This window comes from Type-D symbiont of Plautia stali (genome assembly GCF_001485335.1).
Classification (GTDB): domain Bacteria; phylum Pseudomonadota; class Gammaproteobacteria; order Enterobacterales; family Enterobacteriaceae; genus Pantoea; species Pantoea vagans_C.
Map to the genome: position 1 here is coordinate 17614 of NZ_BBOC01000002.1, position 15110 is coordinate 32723.

Below are 15110 nucleotides of genomic sequence, written 5' to 3' on the forward strand. Positions count from 1 at the left end.
GCGTCATGTAATACGGTTATCGGCTAAGTGCGCATCAATGCGCACCCTACGATATGCCGTTGTAAGGTCGCCATTAATGGCGACCTTAATTATTCCAACTCTTTCAAACGCAATTCGGACGGCTGTGGGCGACCGAAATAGTATCCCTGGAACAGGGTACAACCCTCTTCACGCAGCTTCGCGAACTGCTCGCCGCTCTCCACGCCTTCTGCTGTAATCTGAATGTCCAGACTACGACTCATGCCGGTAATGGCACGGATGATCGCCATGGCTTCACGGCTGTCACCCATATCATTGATAAACGACTTGTCGATTTTGATCTTGTCGAACGGGAACGAACGCAGATAGCTCAGCGATGAGTAACCGGTGCCGAAGTCATCCAACGCGATCTGTACGCCAATCGCTTTCAGGCTTTGCAAGGTGCGGATATTGCCCAGCGTATCGTCGAGTAATACCGATTCGGTGATCTCCACTTCCAGACGATGCGGTGCCAGACCGGACTCACGCAGCGCGCCTTCCACCACCGACACCAGAGAGCTGTTCTTGAACTGCAGCGGCGACAGGTTGACGGACACCGACTGGTCTGTGCCCCAACTCTGCGCCTCGCGGCAGGCTTCATACAGCGCATACGCGCCGAGCATATGAATCAGCCCGGTCTCTTCGGCAATCGGAATAAAGTCATTCGGCATGATCAATCCTTTGATCGGATGATGCCAACGCATCAGCGCTTCATAACCGATAATGCCTTCTTCATTGGTGATCGGCTGATAGTAAAGCTTGAGCTGACGACCGGTAATCGCATCACGCAGATCGTTTTCAATCACACGACGACTACGCGCCAGGTCATCCATCTCCAGCGTGAAGTGCTCAAAGCGGTTACGACCATTACGTTTGGCTTCGTACAGCGCCATATCCGCGCAGCGTAGCATGTGCTCCGGCGTGTTAGTGGTTTGCGAGGTCAGGGCAATGCCGACGCTCAAGCCAACCGACAGGTTGTGCCCTTCCACGTTGACCGGTGGACGGATCGCTTCAATCAGGCGCTGTGCCACCACCGCCGCTTCCTGGGCGTTGTTGATATTCGGCAGCACGATGGCAAACTCATCGCCGCCAATACGGGCCAGCGTGTCCTGATCGCGCAGCGCACTGCGCAGACGCTTCGCCACCACCCGCAGCAGGTCATCACCAATCTGGTGACCCAGCGCATCGTTGACGTTCTTGAAGTTATCGAGATCAAGGCACAGCGTGGCACTCAGCGAATGGTGCTGATTATCCACGCGCAACGCTTCGCTCAATTTCTGCCGGAACAGTACACGGTTTGGCAAGCTGGTAAGCGTATCGTGATGCGCCATGTGATGAATGCGCGCATCCGCTTCACGCTGATCGGTGACGTCTTCCACAATCAGCATTACGTAATTCTGTCGCATATCATTGCCGCTGATGGTGGTGGCGCGGGTATGCAGAATGCGCTCCCCGCCCGCCGTCAGCAGCAGTTGCTCACGCGAGTGGATACCTTCACTGCGCAGCGCGATATCCGCCAGACTGTTGAAGTAATCGCTCTGCTCCGCTGACATACACTCATGCGGGCGTTTGTGCATGATCAGATGTTTGCTGATGCCAAACAGCTGCTCAGCTTTGTCGTTGACCATCAGGATTTCGCGACTGATGGCATCTTCGACAATCACGCACGACGGGATATTGGCGATGACAGTGTCGAGGAAGGTAGAAAGCTCAGACATTTTGGCACTCTGCGCCTGCGCCAAATCCCGCGCCCGCAGCAGTTGCTGTTCGTTCTCACGGCGTTCTGTGACGTCTCGGGTGATTTTGGCAAAGCCAATCATCTTGCCCTCTTCGTCGTGAATCGCGTCGATCACCACATGAGCCCAAAACGCGGAGCCGTCTTTACGATAGCGCCAGCCCTCATCCTCGAAGCGACCGGTTTTCAGTGCGATACCGAGATTAGCTTCCGGCGTATTGGCCAGGCGCTCCTGCGAACCGTAGAACACGGAGAAATGCTGACCCACAATTTCATCGGAGACATAGCCTTTGGCACGCTGTGCACCTGCGTTCCAGTTCACTACGCGGCCTTGCAAATCCAGCATGTAGATGGCGTAGTCAGTGACGCCTTCCACCAGCAGACGGAAGGTTTTCTCATACTCACGCTGTTTACGCTGAAGCTCACGCTGTTCGGTGCAGTCGCGGGTGATTTTGGCATAGCCAATCAGCTTGCCTGAATCATCACGAATAGCATCAATAATGACATGCGCCCAAAACGCACTGCCATCTTTGCGATAACGCCAGCCTTCGTCTTCAAAACGTCCAGTTCTGAAAGCGGTGCTGAGGTTTTTTCTGGGATATGATTTTTGCGGTCCTGCGCGCTGTAGAAGCGCGAGAAGTGCTGGCCGACGATCTCTTCAGCCACATAGCCTTTGGCACGCTGCGCGCCGGCATTCCAGTTTTCGACATTACCGTCGAGATCAAGCATGTAGATGGCGTAGTCCGTTACGCCTTCAACTAATAAACGGAAACGCTGCTCCTGCTCACGCTGCTTACGCTGTAGCTCCTGCTGTGCGGTACAGTCGCGAGTGATTTTGGCAAAGCCAAGCAGCTCGCCGTAGTCGTCACGAATCGCATCGATCACCACATGTGCCCAGAAAGCGCTGCCATCTTTGCGATAGCGCCAACCTTCCGTCTCGAAGCGCCCCACCGCTGTCGCGACGGAAAGCCCACGCTGCGGTGCACCGTTTTTACGATCTTCTTCGCTGTAAAACAGCGCAAAGTTTTTGCCGACGATTTCGTCCGGCGTATAGCCTTTGGCACGCTGCGCCCCAGCATTCCAGTTTGCTACAGTGCCGTCGGGTTTGAGCATGTAAATGGCATAATCCACCACGCTCTGCACCAGAAGCCGGTACATGACGTCAGAGTTATTATTCATTGTTGTTCGCCTATTGCTGGCCTGGTGTACATTGCTGCTTAAGATATTTCTTAATCAATGTGCTGACTTAAACGCAAAAGCGCTTGGCTTACAAGCGCTAATCAACATCAGACAAAAGTTGGTAGTCAGGTTATCGGCAGTGGCGAAAAATTATTCAGAGGGATACTCAACTTATTATGCTGCGTTGACGGTGCTCGCGGGGAAAGCGGGGACTCTCAAGATGACATTGCAGAGGAATGTGCGCCTGCCAGCATAGCGGTGCGCTGGCGGCCAATTGTGGGCATTCCGCCGCCGCGACAAACGCCGGGACCACCCGCTGTGCGCCGGTTTTGCCGATCAGCCACTGTTGGTCATCCAGCGGGGGATGCACGTTCCACGGCAGCCAGCGCGCCTGCTGGGTAGCCAGTAGTTCCGCTGCGCGCGTACCCGCTGCTACGTGGCTACTGAAGATCAGACGGAAATCATCCCACTGACTGAGCTGGGCCGCTAAGCCGTGATCGGCCACCGCATCCGCCGCAACGATCACGCTGGTGGGCAACCACTGCTCCGGCTGTGGCTGTTGCAACAGACGCACCAAGCCTAACACCGTCGCAGCCGGTAACTTATCCATCGCCAGCAATTGGGTAACTTCGCTGCGGATTTGCGGACAGAGTTGCACAGCCAGACCACGCGCCACCAGCTGTAATGCCACCTCCGGCCCGCGTCCGTGTTCGGGCACCGCCACCACCGCACCGTTGCAGGCGGCTATCGCCAGCGCGTCCATCTGCTCGCTGAGGCGCTGATTACGGTCACCGTAGGACGCATCGGTGATCAGTAATTTTGCCTGGGGCGGGCAGTCAAAAGGCAGCAGCAACGCTTCACGGCTCCAGTCCCCCATGTAGGTGATACCGCCCGCAACCGGCAGATGAAACCACACCGAACCGGGTGAATGGCCGCTGCGGCCAGTAAACAGGTTAAGCGGGCCAATCGCGCTCTGACCGCGCAAGGGCAGCAGACGGCGCGCATACATCGGCACCGCGACGTCGCCTAACTGCAGCCAGGTCTGTTCGGTGGCATAGACGGGCGGAGAACCAATTTGCCCCCAGCAATCGAGCGAGGCAGCATGATCAATGTGTGAATGCGTCAGGCACAGTGCGTCTACACGACCAATGGCTGGAATGTCCGGGCGCACACCGGGCTGTGGCCCGGCGCCAAGATCCATCAGTAATCGATAGCCATCAATCTCCAGCAAAAATGCCGCAGGCAGTTTGCCACCGACACCGCTGATCACCGTTACGCTTGCCATGGTAATACCCCTTGCGGCAATCGCCGCGCCAGCCGCGTTGCCAGTCCCATCAGCAAACAGACGACCAGAATCATCAGGCAGCCTACCGCGGCCGCCAGCGAGGCGGAGCCCCCTTCGTCCAGAAACACGATGGTGGGTCCGATGGTCTGGGTTTGCGAAGTGACCAGCAATACCGAGACCTGAATTTCATTGAGTGCGGTGAGGAACACCAGCACCGTGCCCGCCAGCGCAGAAGGCGCCGCTAACGGCAGCAAAATATCGCGCATACGACGCATAAATCCGGCACCGCACAGCCGTGCCGCTTCATCTAATGCCGGTTCGAGCTGGGCGAATCCTGCCAGCGTTGGGCGCAGCACCAGCGCGAGGAAGTTGGCGAGATACGCCGCGAGGATGATCCACACCGTGCCATACAGCGACACATTGATAATCGGCAGCGGACGCAGAAAGAACAGCATTGCGGCGACGCCGGTAACAATGCCCGGCAATGCGTAGGTCAGTTCACTGGCCAGCCACAGGCCACGTACCAGTTTGGTCCGCCGCCAGCTAAGGAAATAGGCAAGGAAGAGCGCAGTGGCGGTCAAAATGATCGCGGCCAGCGAGGTTAATCCCAGACTGGTGATAAACGCGTGTCGCACCGCGGGATAGCCCCACAGCGCGCTACGGAAGTTCTCCAGCGTCAGGGTTTGCCATGTCAGCGCCTGACCAAATCCGCTGGTCAGCGCGGTAATCAACAGCGCACTGATGGGCAGCAGCAGCGTCAGCGCCATCCACAGCCAGGCAGCCCCTTCAATCGCCATGCGTCCACGCCCCAATGACTGCTGCCACAGGCGCGGTGCGCCGTTGACGCGCACATCGTGGCGTCCGCCCAGCCAGGCGCTGGCCGCCATGCCCGCCAGCGTAATCACCGCGATCAGCAGCGCATAAACGGCTGTGTTCGGAAGAGCGCTGGGGCCGATACCGTTGAGCTGCTGATACACCAGCGTGATGAGTGTCGGCACCCGCGCAGGGATACCGAGCATCGCCTGAATACCAAAGTTACCGGCGGCGGCAACAAAGGTCAGTGCGGCCCCGGCAAAGATCGCCGGTCGTGCCAGCGGCAGAATAATGGTGAACAGCACGCGAGTGCGGGATGCCCCGCTAACCTGCGCCGCTTCCACCAGGTCTGCGGGCAGGCGGCGTAAACCCGCGCGTACCGTAAGAAACACCAGTGGCGCATTGTGGGTGCCCAGCAGCAGGACAATGCCACTCAGCGAATAGAGCGGCTGCTCGCCCGGCGCAAACCACGGCAAACCCAGCGAGCCAAACAGCAGCGCTAACGGGCTCGACGGGGCCAACGCCTGGAGCCAGGCGAGTGCCGTGACCTGCGGTGGAATCATCAGCGGCAGGATAAAGGCGAAGACCCAGGCCGTTTTCGCGCGTAAATCGCTGAGCGCCACCAGCCAGGCGGCGGCAGTACCCAGCAGCACGGAAATCAGGGTCGAGCTCAGCGCGATGAGCAAAGTATTGCCGCTGGCGATCAATACGCGGTCGCTGGCGATCAGATGCATCAGACGTGCCATATCCGGCACGCCCTGCGGCGCAATCGCCGTCCATACCAGTCGCACTAAGGGCGCAACCGACAGCAGGCCAATCAGCAGCACCATCAGCGCCAAGACCAGCTTTTCACTGTTGAAACGGAGGCGTTGAACGCCTCGCGTCGCGTTACGCCATTCGTTGCTCACCACGCTCATGCTTAGCCGCCAAACAGCGCGGTGAACTGATCGCGCACCGTGGCATCTTCCTTGATGGCTTTCGCCACATCAGGCGTCAGCAGCTTGATTTTGTTGATCGGCGTGAAGCCTGCCGGCGCAGAAACGCGATCGTCAACCGGACGGTTACCCTGCTCGACCACCAGCTTCTGGCCTTGCTCGGACAGCATAAAATTCACAAAGGCTTTGGCGGCTGGCAGGTTATGTACCGATTTCATGATGGCAACCGGCTCGGTGACGTAAGAAACGCCCTCTTTCGGATACACCAGATCCACCGGCGAACCTTTTTTCTTCGCCAGAATCACGTCGGCATCGGTGATGATGCCGTATTTATCCAGCCCGCTGGCCACCGCTTTCAGCGCCGGGCCGTTACCGCCCTGCGGTGCCACGCCGATTGCTGCAAGCTTCTTATAGAAGTTCCAGCCAATGGTTGGCGTATTGATGTCGGTGTGCAGTTTGTAGAGCGCCGCGCCAGAGTAAAGTGGGCTTGGCACGGCGATCTGGCCTTTGTTGGCTTCCACCGCCAGCGCGTTCCAGCTGTCGATCGGCTGTGCGTGTTGGGTGTTGTACGCAATCACCGTGGCGATGATTTTGGTGCCGAAGAAGGTTTTATCTTTATCGTAAAACGAAGGGTTGATGTGGCTCAGCGGGGCATCCGTGTAGCTGTAAAGCTGATTCTGGTTCTTCAGCGCGCCGAGGTTGATGGCATCGGCAATCAGCAACACATCGGGCTTGGCCCCGCCGCTCATCATCTCGGTCTGCAACACGTTCATCAACTGTGTAGTGCCGTTGCGCGTCCACTCCACCTGCACGTTCGGATAGGCGGCTTTAAACGCATCCACGGTTTGCTGCGCGATTTCTGGCGCCTGCGAGGTGTAAAGCACCAGCTTCCCGGAGGGTGCATCTTCCGCCTGGCTGGCGGCGGCAAGCAGTAATCCACTGGCTAACATCAAAGCGTTAAACGACGTGCGCATAGCAATTTCCCTAAGTATCTGAACGTTATGAAGGAAGAATCCAACCGTCACGCAGCGCGACACCCAGCGTCGCGTCGATAACGGGTAAAGGGGTATCGGACAGCAGCGTGATGCTGGTGTCGGGTGACGCCACAGGGGCCACATCAATCTGATAGTGCCCGCCGCGATAGATCACCCGCTGTACGCGCACCGCAAACTGAGGTTCGCCCGGCTGTGCCAGGCGGAAATCCACCGCGTGAAAACTGGCGTGGCCGTGGGGCATCGGACGCTGATCGGGTGCGCAGCGCAACGTCACGCGCAGGCCGCACAGCGTGGCAAAGGCGTGGCCGTCAGCGCAGGGTTCAATGTCACTGACCGGCAGCACTTTGCCGTCATCGATAAATCCCGCGACCATGGCGTTCGCCGGTTCGCGCCACAGGGTTTGGGGTGTGGCGAATTGCATGACGCGGCCGCCATCCATCACCACAATGCGATCGGCCAGCGCCATCGCTTCGTGCTGATCGTGGGTGATGTAAATCAAGGTAGCGTGGCTGTGACGATGGAAGCGGCGGAACTCCTCTTCCATCGTGGCACGCAGATGCACATCGAGGTTGGCAAGCGGTTCGTCGAGCAGCACCAGCGTGGGCTGGGCCACCAGACAGCGGGCGAGTGCCACACGCTGACGCTGACCGCCAGAGAGATCCGCCGGACGTCGCGCGGCAAATTTTTCTAACCCCACCAGTTCCAGCGCTTGCTGGGTGCGGCTGTCGCGTTCATGGCGCACCACACCGTTGACTTTGAGGCTGTAGCAGACGTTTTCTGCCACCGTCATATGAGGCCACAGCGCATAACTCTGGAATACCACGCCGAGTTGACGATCCTCCGGCGGCAGATGCACGCCCGGTGCCGCAAAGCAGCGTTCGCCAACGTGGATTTCACCGGCATCGGCGGTTTCAAACCCGGCGAGTAAGCGTAATAAGGTGGTTTTGCCGCAGCCTGACGGGCCGAGCACGGCGATAAACTCGCCCTGCGCAATCTGCAGAGAGATATCTTGCAGTACCGGTTGAGCGGCGAAAGATTTGCACAACCCGCGAAGTGTGATCGTTGCCATGTTTCTGGCCTTTATCTGACAGTCCGGCTAAGACCCTACGACACGACGATGACGATTACATGACATGGCTGTACTTACACCAGTGGCCTTTCTTTTCTGTGCGGGCTCTGCCGCCAATGTGCCCTTTTTGACAACCCGCACTGAAGCTAATGAGCTGGCTGGGGCCGCACCGGAGCTGGCATCCGCAGCGCTGAGCTGAGTGAGTATGCCAGGAGAGCCCGCAGGACGCGGGCGAAAGGTGGCGCTGGAACATGGATGTTCCATCGGCACCGGTCCGTAAGGCAGGCGAGTGAAGTGAAGGCACCGCGACAGCGGCGCGAGGACCGCCAGCCCCGGTGCGGCCCCAGACGGCGTTATCGTCAGTCGCTTAACTGACGAGCATTACGCAATTCATTGCGCATCTTTCAGCGTTAAAAAGCCTAAAATACGCGCGATAAATCGCGCCGCTACAATTTTATGCCATATCCTGCGGGAGCAAATGCATGCCGATATAACGCTCATAACGGGATGGCTTAACGCGTGTCAGATCCACCAACACCAACCCGTCAATACAGTTGTTGAAATCGGGATCGCTGCCGAAATCAATAAACTGCACTCCTCCCGGTTCGCACACCTCTGTGTACTGCTTATAGAGCGTTGGAATCGCGGTGCCCAGGTTTGCCAGCAGATGCTTGAGGCGACGTAAATCTTCCGTGTAATTATCCCCGGTGAACTGCGCCAGCACCTCTGGCAACGAAGCCGGATACGGTCGGCGTGACTTCGCCAGCGGCAACTCGGTCGGGAAGTACATGCGGTAGAACGCCACTAACAGATCGCGCGCGGCCAGTGGCATGCCACCGGAAATCGATACCGGGCCGAACAGGTAGCGGGTTTCCGGGTATTTAGCGATGTAGGCACCAATCCCCATCCACAGATAATCCAGACCGCGTTTACCCCAGTAGGCGGGCTGAATAAAGCTGCGCCCGAGTTCCAGCCCTTGATTGATGATCGGCAGCATGCGCTCGTCGTAGTGGAACAGGCTGTCGCTGTAAATGCCTTCCAGGCCACGACGATTTAACTGCTCGGCCCCCGGAATGAAGCGGTACGCCCCGACGATCTCCAGCGCATCGTCATCCCATAAAATCAGGTGATAGTAATCATCATCGTATTTATCGAGGTCACGGCGGCGGCCGCTGCCCTCGCCTACCGCGCGAAAAGCAATCTCGCGCAGGCGTCCCAGTTCGCGTAACAGCGGCACCCAAGTGGCCCCGTTACGTCGCCACAGATAGATCTGCTTGCCATCCGGCAGCGAGCCAAGTCGCTCACTCTCCATTAGCGCTTTTTTTCAGTTCGGCACGATCTTCCGGACGCGCGATCGCCGCTTCTGTCAGGAACAAACCGCGCCGCCCCTGACCAATGCGATAGAGATGTTTGCGCAGCCGTTTTGCCAGCTCTTTACCCGGCGTGTGGCCGTCGTGCCAGTTGGCGAAGGGAATTTGCTCACCGATGTGCAGCTTGATGCGGGAACCGCGCTGACGAAACATCTCGCGCACCAGCATCAGCAGCGCCAGCGGCGAGGCAATTTTTGCCGCCGCGTAAAATGCGAGGCTGTTACGACCCACCACGTGCACCGGCACAATCGGGGCGCGAGCACGCGCCGCCAGACGTAGGAAGCTGTGGTGCCATTTGCTGTCGCGTACGCCCTGAGTGCCAAGGCGTGAGACTTCACCCGCTGGGAAGATAATCAGCGCACCTTGATTGTCGAGATGCTGCTGCATGCGTGACAGCTGTTCACGGCTGGTGCGATTACCCATGTTATCCACGGGTAACATCAGGTTGTTGATCGGTTCCAGCATCATCAGCATACGGTTCGCGACAATTTTCACATCGCGACGCACCTGAGAGACCGCCGCCAGCAGTGCCAGACCGTCTAACGCACCCAGCGGATGGTTAGCTACAATCACCACCGGGCCTTGAGTCGGGATCTGCTCCAGATCGCGTTCACTTAATTCACAGCGCACATCCAGGTGCTCCAGCACTTGCTCAACCATATCCACCCCTTTCAGGTGGCGATAACGGTCAGCAAAGGATTGGAATTCATGTTCGCGAACCGCCCATTTCAGCAGGCGTTTTTGCCAGTTCGCGGGGTGATGGCCTGGCCAGTAAGTATCGAGAAGTTGATCAACAGAGAACATCATTCACCTTTTGTGCGCAGAGGTTATCGCACCGAAGGTAAACAGGCTTGTTTTCAGATTTATGACTGGTGACGGGGTGGACCGGAAAAAGCGTAGAACGGATAAGCAGCGTCATTCATGGCAGATTGCAGGTGCGCATCAATGCGCACCCTACGAAAATCGTGCCTTGTCGTTGTAGGGTCGCCATTTATGGCGACCGAAAGCGCTAGTCACACAGGTGGGTATTACAGCTTCAACGGCGGTAACTGCGAGAAAACACTCAGCAAACCTTTGCTCCAAAGCTGACGAATCTGCGAAAAATAGGGATGCTGTTCAGTGATATGATACTGCTCGTTATCACTGAAGGTATCGGTGTGATAAATCATCACATCCAGTGGCAGCCCGACTGAAATATTACTCGCCAGCGTTGAATCCATTGAAATCAGCGCACATTGCATCGCCTGACTCAGCGGCGTTTCGTAGCGCAGCACCCGGTCAATAATTGGTTTACCGTATTTGCTTTCACCAATCTGGAAATAGGGCGTATCCACGCTGGCTTCAATGAAGTTGCCTTGCGGATAGATTTGAAACAGGCGCGGCTCTTCACCGCGAATCTGGCCGCCTAACAGCAGCGTGCCGCCAAACTCTTCGCCGTCACGTTTGATCACCTCTCGCAGAGTTTCCCCCACGAGTAGCGCAATGTCATACAGCGATCGCCCATTCAATAAGTTGGGCTGATCGCTGTCATGGCTGTTGCGCCGCAGCAGGCTCATGACGCTTTGCGTGGTCGCCAGATTACCGGCGCTTTGCAGCACCAGGGTGCGTTCATCATCAACCTGAAACACGTGCAATTTACGGAACGAGGAAATATGGTCGACGCCCGCATTGGTGCGTGAATCCGACACAAAAATCATCCCTGACGATAAACGCATTGCCACACAATAAGTCATAGTCACGCCTGCAAAAAAATTACTGCTGCGAATGCACCTGCTGCACCGCGGCGACCGCCAGCATATCTTCACCGCCACCGCCCAGCCGCATACCGCGCACCGGACAGGCATCGAGATAATCCACACCCACCGCCAGCCGTAAATGCTGGCGCGTGCTGCGGGTATTATTGGTGATATCAAAGCTGTGCCAATTGCCATCCAGCCAGGCTTCGACCCAAGCGTGGGTGGCAACGTGTTCAACGTTATCAGTATAGAGATAACCACTGACATAGCGCGCGGGGATCCCGAGGCTACGGCAGCACGCCAGAAACACGTGGCTGTGATCCTGGCAAACGCCGCTGCCGGCGGCAAATACTTTCGCAGCGGTATCGGTGACCTGGGTGCTGCCTGGCCGATAAGGCATTTTCAGCAACAGCTCACCCATCAGCTTTTCCAGGCTGGCGAGCGGTTTTTCCGCATGCCAGTAGCGCAGCGCAAAATCACGGATGGCCGCATCCGGCAGCGTCAGCGGCGTGGCGCGCAAAAACACCAACGGCGACAACGTCGATTCCGGGTCCGGTGACAGTTCCCCCGCGTCCAGAATATCCACCACGCCGCGCGCCGCAATCTCCAACTGCTGGTGAGGCATATCCAGGGTTAACACATGCATCACATTGCCGTAAGCATCCAGGGTGCGTGTGGCTTCACAAGGCAGCTCCAGGTCCCACGACAGAATCTGCTGATGCACCGAGTTTTGCGGCGTCAGGCGCAGATACTGGGTGCTGAGTTTCACCTGCTGCTCATAGGCATACCAGGTTTTATGCTCGATGTTCAGTCTCATTTCGCCTCCAGATAGGTTTGATTGATGCTTTCCGCCAGCGCGTTGATCTGCGAAAGAAAGTGATTAAGCCAGCTATACAACCCTTCACGCGTCAGGCTTTCCCAGGTGCTAAAGCGCATCTCCGCTAACAGCACCGTGGCCAGATAGCGCGGGCGATCCTCACCGCTGCTGCCGATCTGCTCCAGCTGCGTGGCGATCTCTTCAATGCAGGAGTGCAGCGATCGCGGACTTTCGCTGCGCAGGATCAGCATCTCATTGACCAGATCCGGCATCAGTTGCTGCTTGAAGATCGCGTTATAGGCTTCACGCGCCGATACCGCACGCAATAGCGTATCGAGGCAGTAGTACTCTCGTACCGAGTCGGGATGCTGCTCCAGCAGCTGCTGATTAACGCTGAGTAAACGCGCAGTGCCGTCACTGCGTTCCATTAACGTGCCAAGACGGATAAAACTCATGGCATCGCCGCGCAGCAAGGTGCCGAACATCGCGCCGCGAAACAGATGGGAGCGCTCTTTGACCCAGTCAAAAAAGCTGTCGGCATTGGCGCTGGTGATCCCGCGTCGCCGGGTGTTACGCATCTCGATCCACGTGGAGTTGATGCTCTCCCACACTTCCGATGACAAGCTGCCGCGCACCGCGTGCGCATTGTTCCACGCCTCCTGCCAGCAACTGAAAATGCTGCTGGGGTTACGATCATCAAGGGCAAAGAAATTAAACAACTGCGGCATGGTGAAACGCCCGTTGAGGGTTTCAAACAACGGTCGTGTCCCGGTGAGATTCAGTGGCAACAGCAGTTCATCACCGTGGCTGTTACGTACCGGCATCAGCGACAGGCGGTTGGTCACATCCAACACCCGGGCGAGTTGTTCTGCGCGCTCCAGATAGCGCGCCATCCAGTAAAGGCCACTGGCCGTGCGGCTTAGCATGATGCGTCATCCTCCAGAACCCAGGTGTCCTTGGTGCCACCGCCCTGCGATGAATTCACCACCAGCGAACCCTCCGTCAACGCCACGCGGGTTAAGCCGCCAGGCACGATGCGGATATCCGCGCCACTCAAGGCGAAGGGGCGTAGATCGATGTGGCGTGGCGCAAGACCGTTGTCGATAAAGGTCGGGCAAGTCGAGAGGGAGAGCGTGTCCTGCGCGATATAGTTAGCCGGTCGCGCTTTTAAGCGATCGCGAAAATCGCTGAGTTCTTGCTGGCTGGCAACCGGGCCAATCAGCATGCCGTAACCCCCTGCGCCGTGAACCTCTTTCACCACCATTTTGTTGAGATTCGCCAGCACGTAGGAGAGATCCTGCGGTTTGCGGCACTGCCAGGTCGGCACGTTGTTGAGGATCGGATCCTCATCCAGATAGAAGCGGATCATGTCAGGCACGTAAGGGTAGATCGATTTATCGTCCGCTACGCCGGTACCGATGGCGTTGGCCAGCACCACGTTTCCGGATCGATACACCGACAATAAGCCCGGTACGCCCAGCATTGAATCCGGCCTAAACGCCAAAGGATCGAGGAAGGCATCATCCACGCGGCGATAGATCACATCGACTTTGCAGGGTCCTGCGGTGGTGCGCATCATCACTGCACCATCTTTCACAAACAGATCGGCGCTTTCCACCAGCTCCACCCCCATTTGCTGGGCGAGGAAGCTGTGTTCAAAGTAAGCGCTGTTAAAGCGCCCTGGCGTCAGCACCACCACTACCGGATCGTTAACCGGTGAGCTTTCGCGCAGCGTTTGTAGCAGGTGCGAAGGATAACGCTCCACCGGGGCCACATGCTGTTCGATAAACAGCTCCGGATAGAGGCGCATCATCATCTTGCGGTTCTCCAGCATATAGGAGACGCCAGACGGCGTGCGCAGGTTGTCTTCCAGCACGTAATAATCACCATCATTATTACGAACCATATCGACGCCGGTGATATGCGCATAGATGTTGCGATGCAGATCAACGCCTTGCATACACGGCTGGTATTGATCGTTCACCAGCACCTGCTCGGAAGGCACGATACCGGCTTTAAGGATGTGTTGTTGATGATAGATGTCGTGCAGAAAGGCATTGAGTGCCTGCACACGCTGGCGGATGCCGCGATCGAGCATCGACCATTCGCGAGCAGGAATGATGCGCGGCACACTGTCGAACGGGATTAAACGCTCCGCTCCGCCATCATCACCATAGACGTTGAAGGTGATGCCCACGCGATGAAACAATAATTCCGCCTCTTCGCGCTTACGCGCCACTGCCTCTTTGTCCGCCTGTTGTAACCATTCCCAGTAATGCTGATAGTGCGCGCGGTGTTGGCCGTCGCTCAGCAACATCTCATCATAGAAGTGTGACGCTATCTGGTAGCTTTCTTTCATGATTTACCCGGCGCTTGTCAGAGGACGTATCTCCTCTCCTGCACAAAGTGTGCCAGAGGCTCGCGCCCGCAACGGCACACGCGCCCCAATAGCGGAGCAGCGCCGGATAACGGTGGTGTTGCACCTTACTGGTGCATCAACTGCTGCGCAACTGGCAGCCAGATATCGGTCATCGCCCCATCGCCGCCAGTAAAAGGATCGCGATGCGGAAGCGGAACGCGCGCAATCTGATCTTTCGCAGCACGTAAACGAGAAGGCTCATCACGCACCGTTTCTGGCGACATTCCTTCAGGATAGGCGCCAACGGCAAAAAAATCGTCCGAGGCGAACACCTGTTTATGGCCGACACCTGCGGGGATCAGCACCGCATCGCCTTCACGCAGCGTCACCATGCGGCCGCTGTCGCCGCCGAACAGCACTTCAGCCCAACCGGATGCAACGCCCAGCACTTCATGGGTATTGGGATGGTAATGGGTATAAGGATAGATTGGCGCGCGCCACGCAGCAGGCCAGCCGTTCGCGCTAAACGTTTTCTCGAACCAGGCCGCACTGTCGCTCTGCAGTTCCTCATCATAGTCTGGTGCGATGCCAGGCCAAATGATCAGCGGCAGCAGATTGTTGGGTATGCCGCCCGACGGCAGCGACAGCATCAAATGCTGCGGATTACTGGATGAACCTGCTGAAAAGGTACCGGCGGCGAAAGACATCAGTAACAGCAGGCTGGAAGTGTTGGCAGTCATACTCTTTCTCCGGAAAGCCACGTTGCTTAATTGTGGCAAAGCCCGGAGGCATTGCAATG

At 57.4% G+C, this 15110-nt stretch carries 9 protein-coding genes and 2 pseudogenes; all 11 read right to left on the reverse strand.

The annotated features are described in order from the left end of the window. Nucleotides 1–89 precede the first annotated feature (89 nt). Nucleotides 90–2932 (reverse strand): annotated as a pseudogene (locus tag PSSD_RS00845) (EAL domain-containing protein). 166 nt (nt 2933–3098) lie between these two features. Next, nucleotides 3099–4217: an MBL fold metallo-hydrolase gene (locus PSSD_RS00855; RefSeq protein WP_082672275.1), complete on the reverse strand. Its 1119-nt coding sequence runs from the start codon at nt 4215–4217 to the stop codon at nt 3099–3101. Then, nucleotides 4205–5947: an ABC transporter permease gene (locus tag PSSD_RS00860; protein ID WP_058968716.1), complete on the reverse strand. Its 1743-nt coding sequence runs from the start codon at nt 5945–5947 to the stop codon at nt 4205–4207. The genes PSSD_RS00855 and PSSD_RS00860 overlap by 13 nt, the downstream gene beginning before the upstream one ends. A 2-nt stretch (nt 5948–5949) precedes the next feature. After that, nucleotides 5950–6939 carry an ABC transporter substrate-binding protein gene (locus tag PSSD_RS00865; protein WP_058968720.1) on the reverse strand — a complete coding sequence of 330 codons (990 nt, stop codon included), beginning with the start codon at nt 6937–6939 and terminating at the stop codon, nt 5950–5952. Nucleotides 6940–6964: 25 nt separating this feature from the next. Then, on the reverse strand, nt 6965–8029 hold the full coding sequence (locus tag PSSD_RS00870; protein WP_058968722.1) for an ABC transporter ATP-binding protein: 1065 nt from the start codon (nt 8027–8029) through the stop codon (nt 6965–6967). A 454-nt stretch (nt 8030–8483) separates the two neighbouring features. Then, a pseudogene (olsF, locus tag PSSD_RS00875) lies at nt 8484–10203 on the reverse strand (bifunctional ornithine lipid synthase OlsF). Nucleotides 10204–10427: 224 nt separating this feature from the next. Further along, complete coding sequence (locus PSSD_RS00880; protein ID WP_039328866.1) at nt 10428–11132, reverse strand: proteasome-type protease; 705 nt, start codon at nt 11130–11132, stop codon at nt 10428–10430. Nucleotides 11133–11151: 19 nt separating this feature from the next. Next, nucleotides 11152–11952: a transglutaminase family protein gene (locus PSSD_RS00885; protein WP_058968724.1), complete on the reverse strand. Its 801-nt coding sequence runs from the start codon at nt 11950–11952 to the stop codon at nt 11152–11154. Further along, nucleotides 11949–12878 carry an alpha-E domain-containing protein gene (locus tag PSSD_RS00890; RefSeq protein WP_058968727.1) on the reverse strand — a complete coding sequence of 310 codons (930 nt, stop codon included), beginning with the start codon at nt 12876–12878 and terminating at the stop codon, nt 11949–11951. The genes PSSD_RS00885 and PSSD_RS00890 overlap by 4 nt, the downstream gene beginning before the upstream one ends. Then, a complete protein-coding gene (locus PSSD_RS00895) occupies nt 12872–14311 on the reverse strand; it encodes a circularly permuted type 2 ATP-grasp protein (protein WP_039328870.1) in 1440 nt (479 codons plus the stop codon). The genes PSSD_RS00890 and PSSD_RS00895 overlap by 7 nt, the downstream gene beginning before the upstream one ends. A gap of 125 nt (nt 14312–14436) precedes the next feature. Next, nucleotides 14437–15051: a cupin domain-containing protein gene (locus PSSD_RS00900; RefSeq protein WP_058968731.1), complete on the reverse strand. Its 615-nt coding sequence runs from the start codon at nt 15049–15051 to the stop codon at nt 14437–14439. Nucleotides 15052–15110: the final 59 nt, after the last annotated feature.

Bases quoted from the DNA above. Each gene is read 5' to 3' on its own strand.
- PSSD_RS00880 (WP_039328866.1), bottom strand. From the start codon at position 11,132: ATGACTTATTGTGTGGCAATGCGTTTATCGTCAGGGATGATTTTTGTG.
- PSSD_RS00860 (WP_058968716.1), bottom strand. From the start codon at position 5,947: ATGAGCGTGGTGAGCAACGAATGGCGTAACGCGACGCGAGGCGTTCAA.
- PSSD_RS00885 (WP_058968724.1), bottom strand. From the start codon at position 11,952: ATGAGACTGAACATCGAGCATAAAACCTGGTATGCCTATGAGCAGCAG.
- PSSD_RS00900 (WP_058968731.1), bottom strand. From the start codon at position 15,051: ATGACTGCCAACACTTCCAGCCTGCTGTTACTGATGTCTTTCGCCGCC.
- PSSD_RS00890 (WP_058968727.1), bottom strand. From the start codon at position 12,878: ATGCTAAGCCGCACGGCCAGTGGCCTTTACTGGATGGCGCGCTATCTG.
- PSSD_RS00870 (WP_058968722.1), bottom strand. From the start codon at position 8,029: ATGGCAACGATCACACTTCGCGGGTTGTGCAAATCTTTCGCCGCTCAA.
- PSSD_RS00865 (WP_058968720.1), bottom strand. From the start codon at position 6,939: ATGCGCACGTCGTTTAACGCTTTGATGTTAGCCAGTGGATTACTGCTT.
- PSSD_RS00895 (WP_039328870.1), bottom strand. From the start codon at position 14,311: ATGAAAGAAAGCTACCAGATAGCGTCACACTTCTATGATGAGATGTTG.
- PSSD_RS00855 (WP_082672275.1), bottom strand. From the start codon at position 4,217: ATGGCAAGCGTAACGGTGATCAGCGGTGTCGGTGGCAAACTGCCTGCG.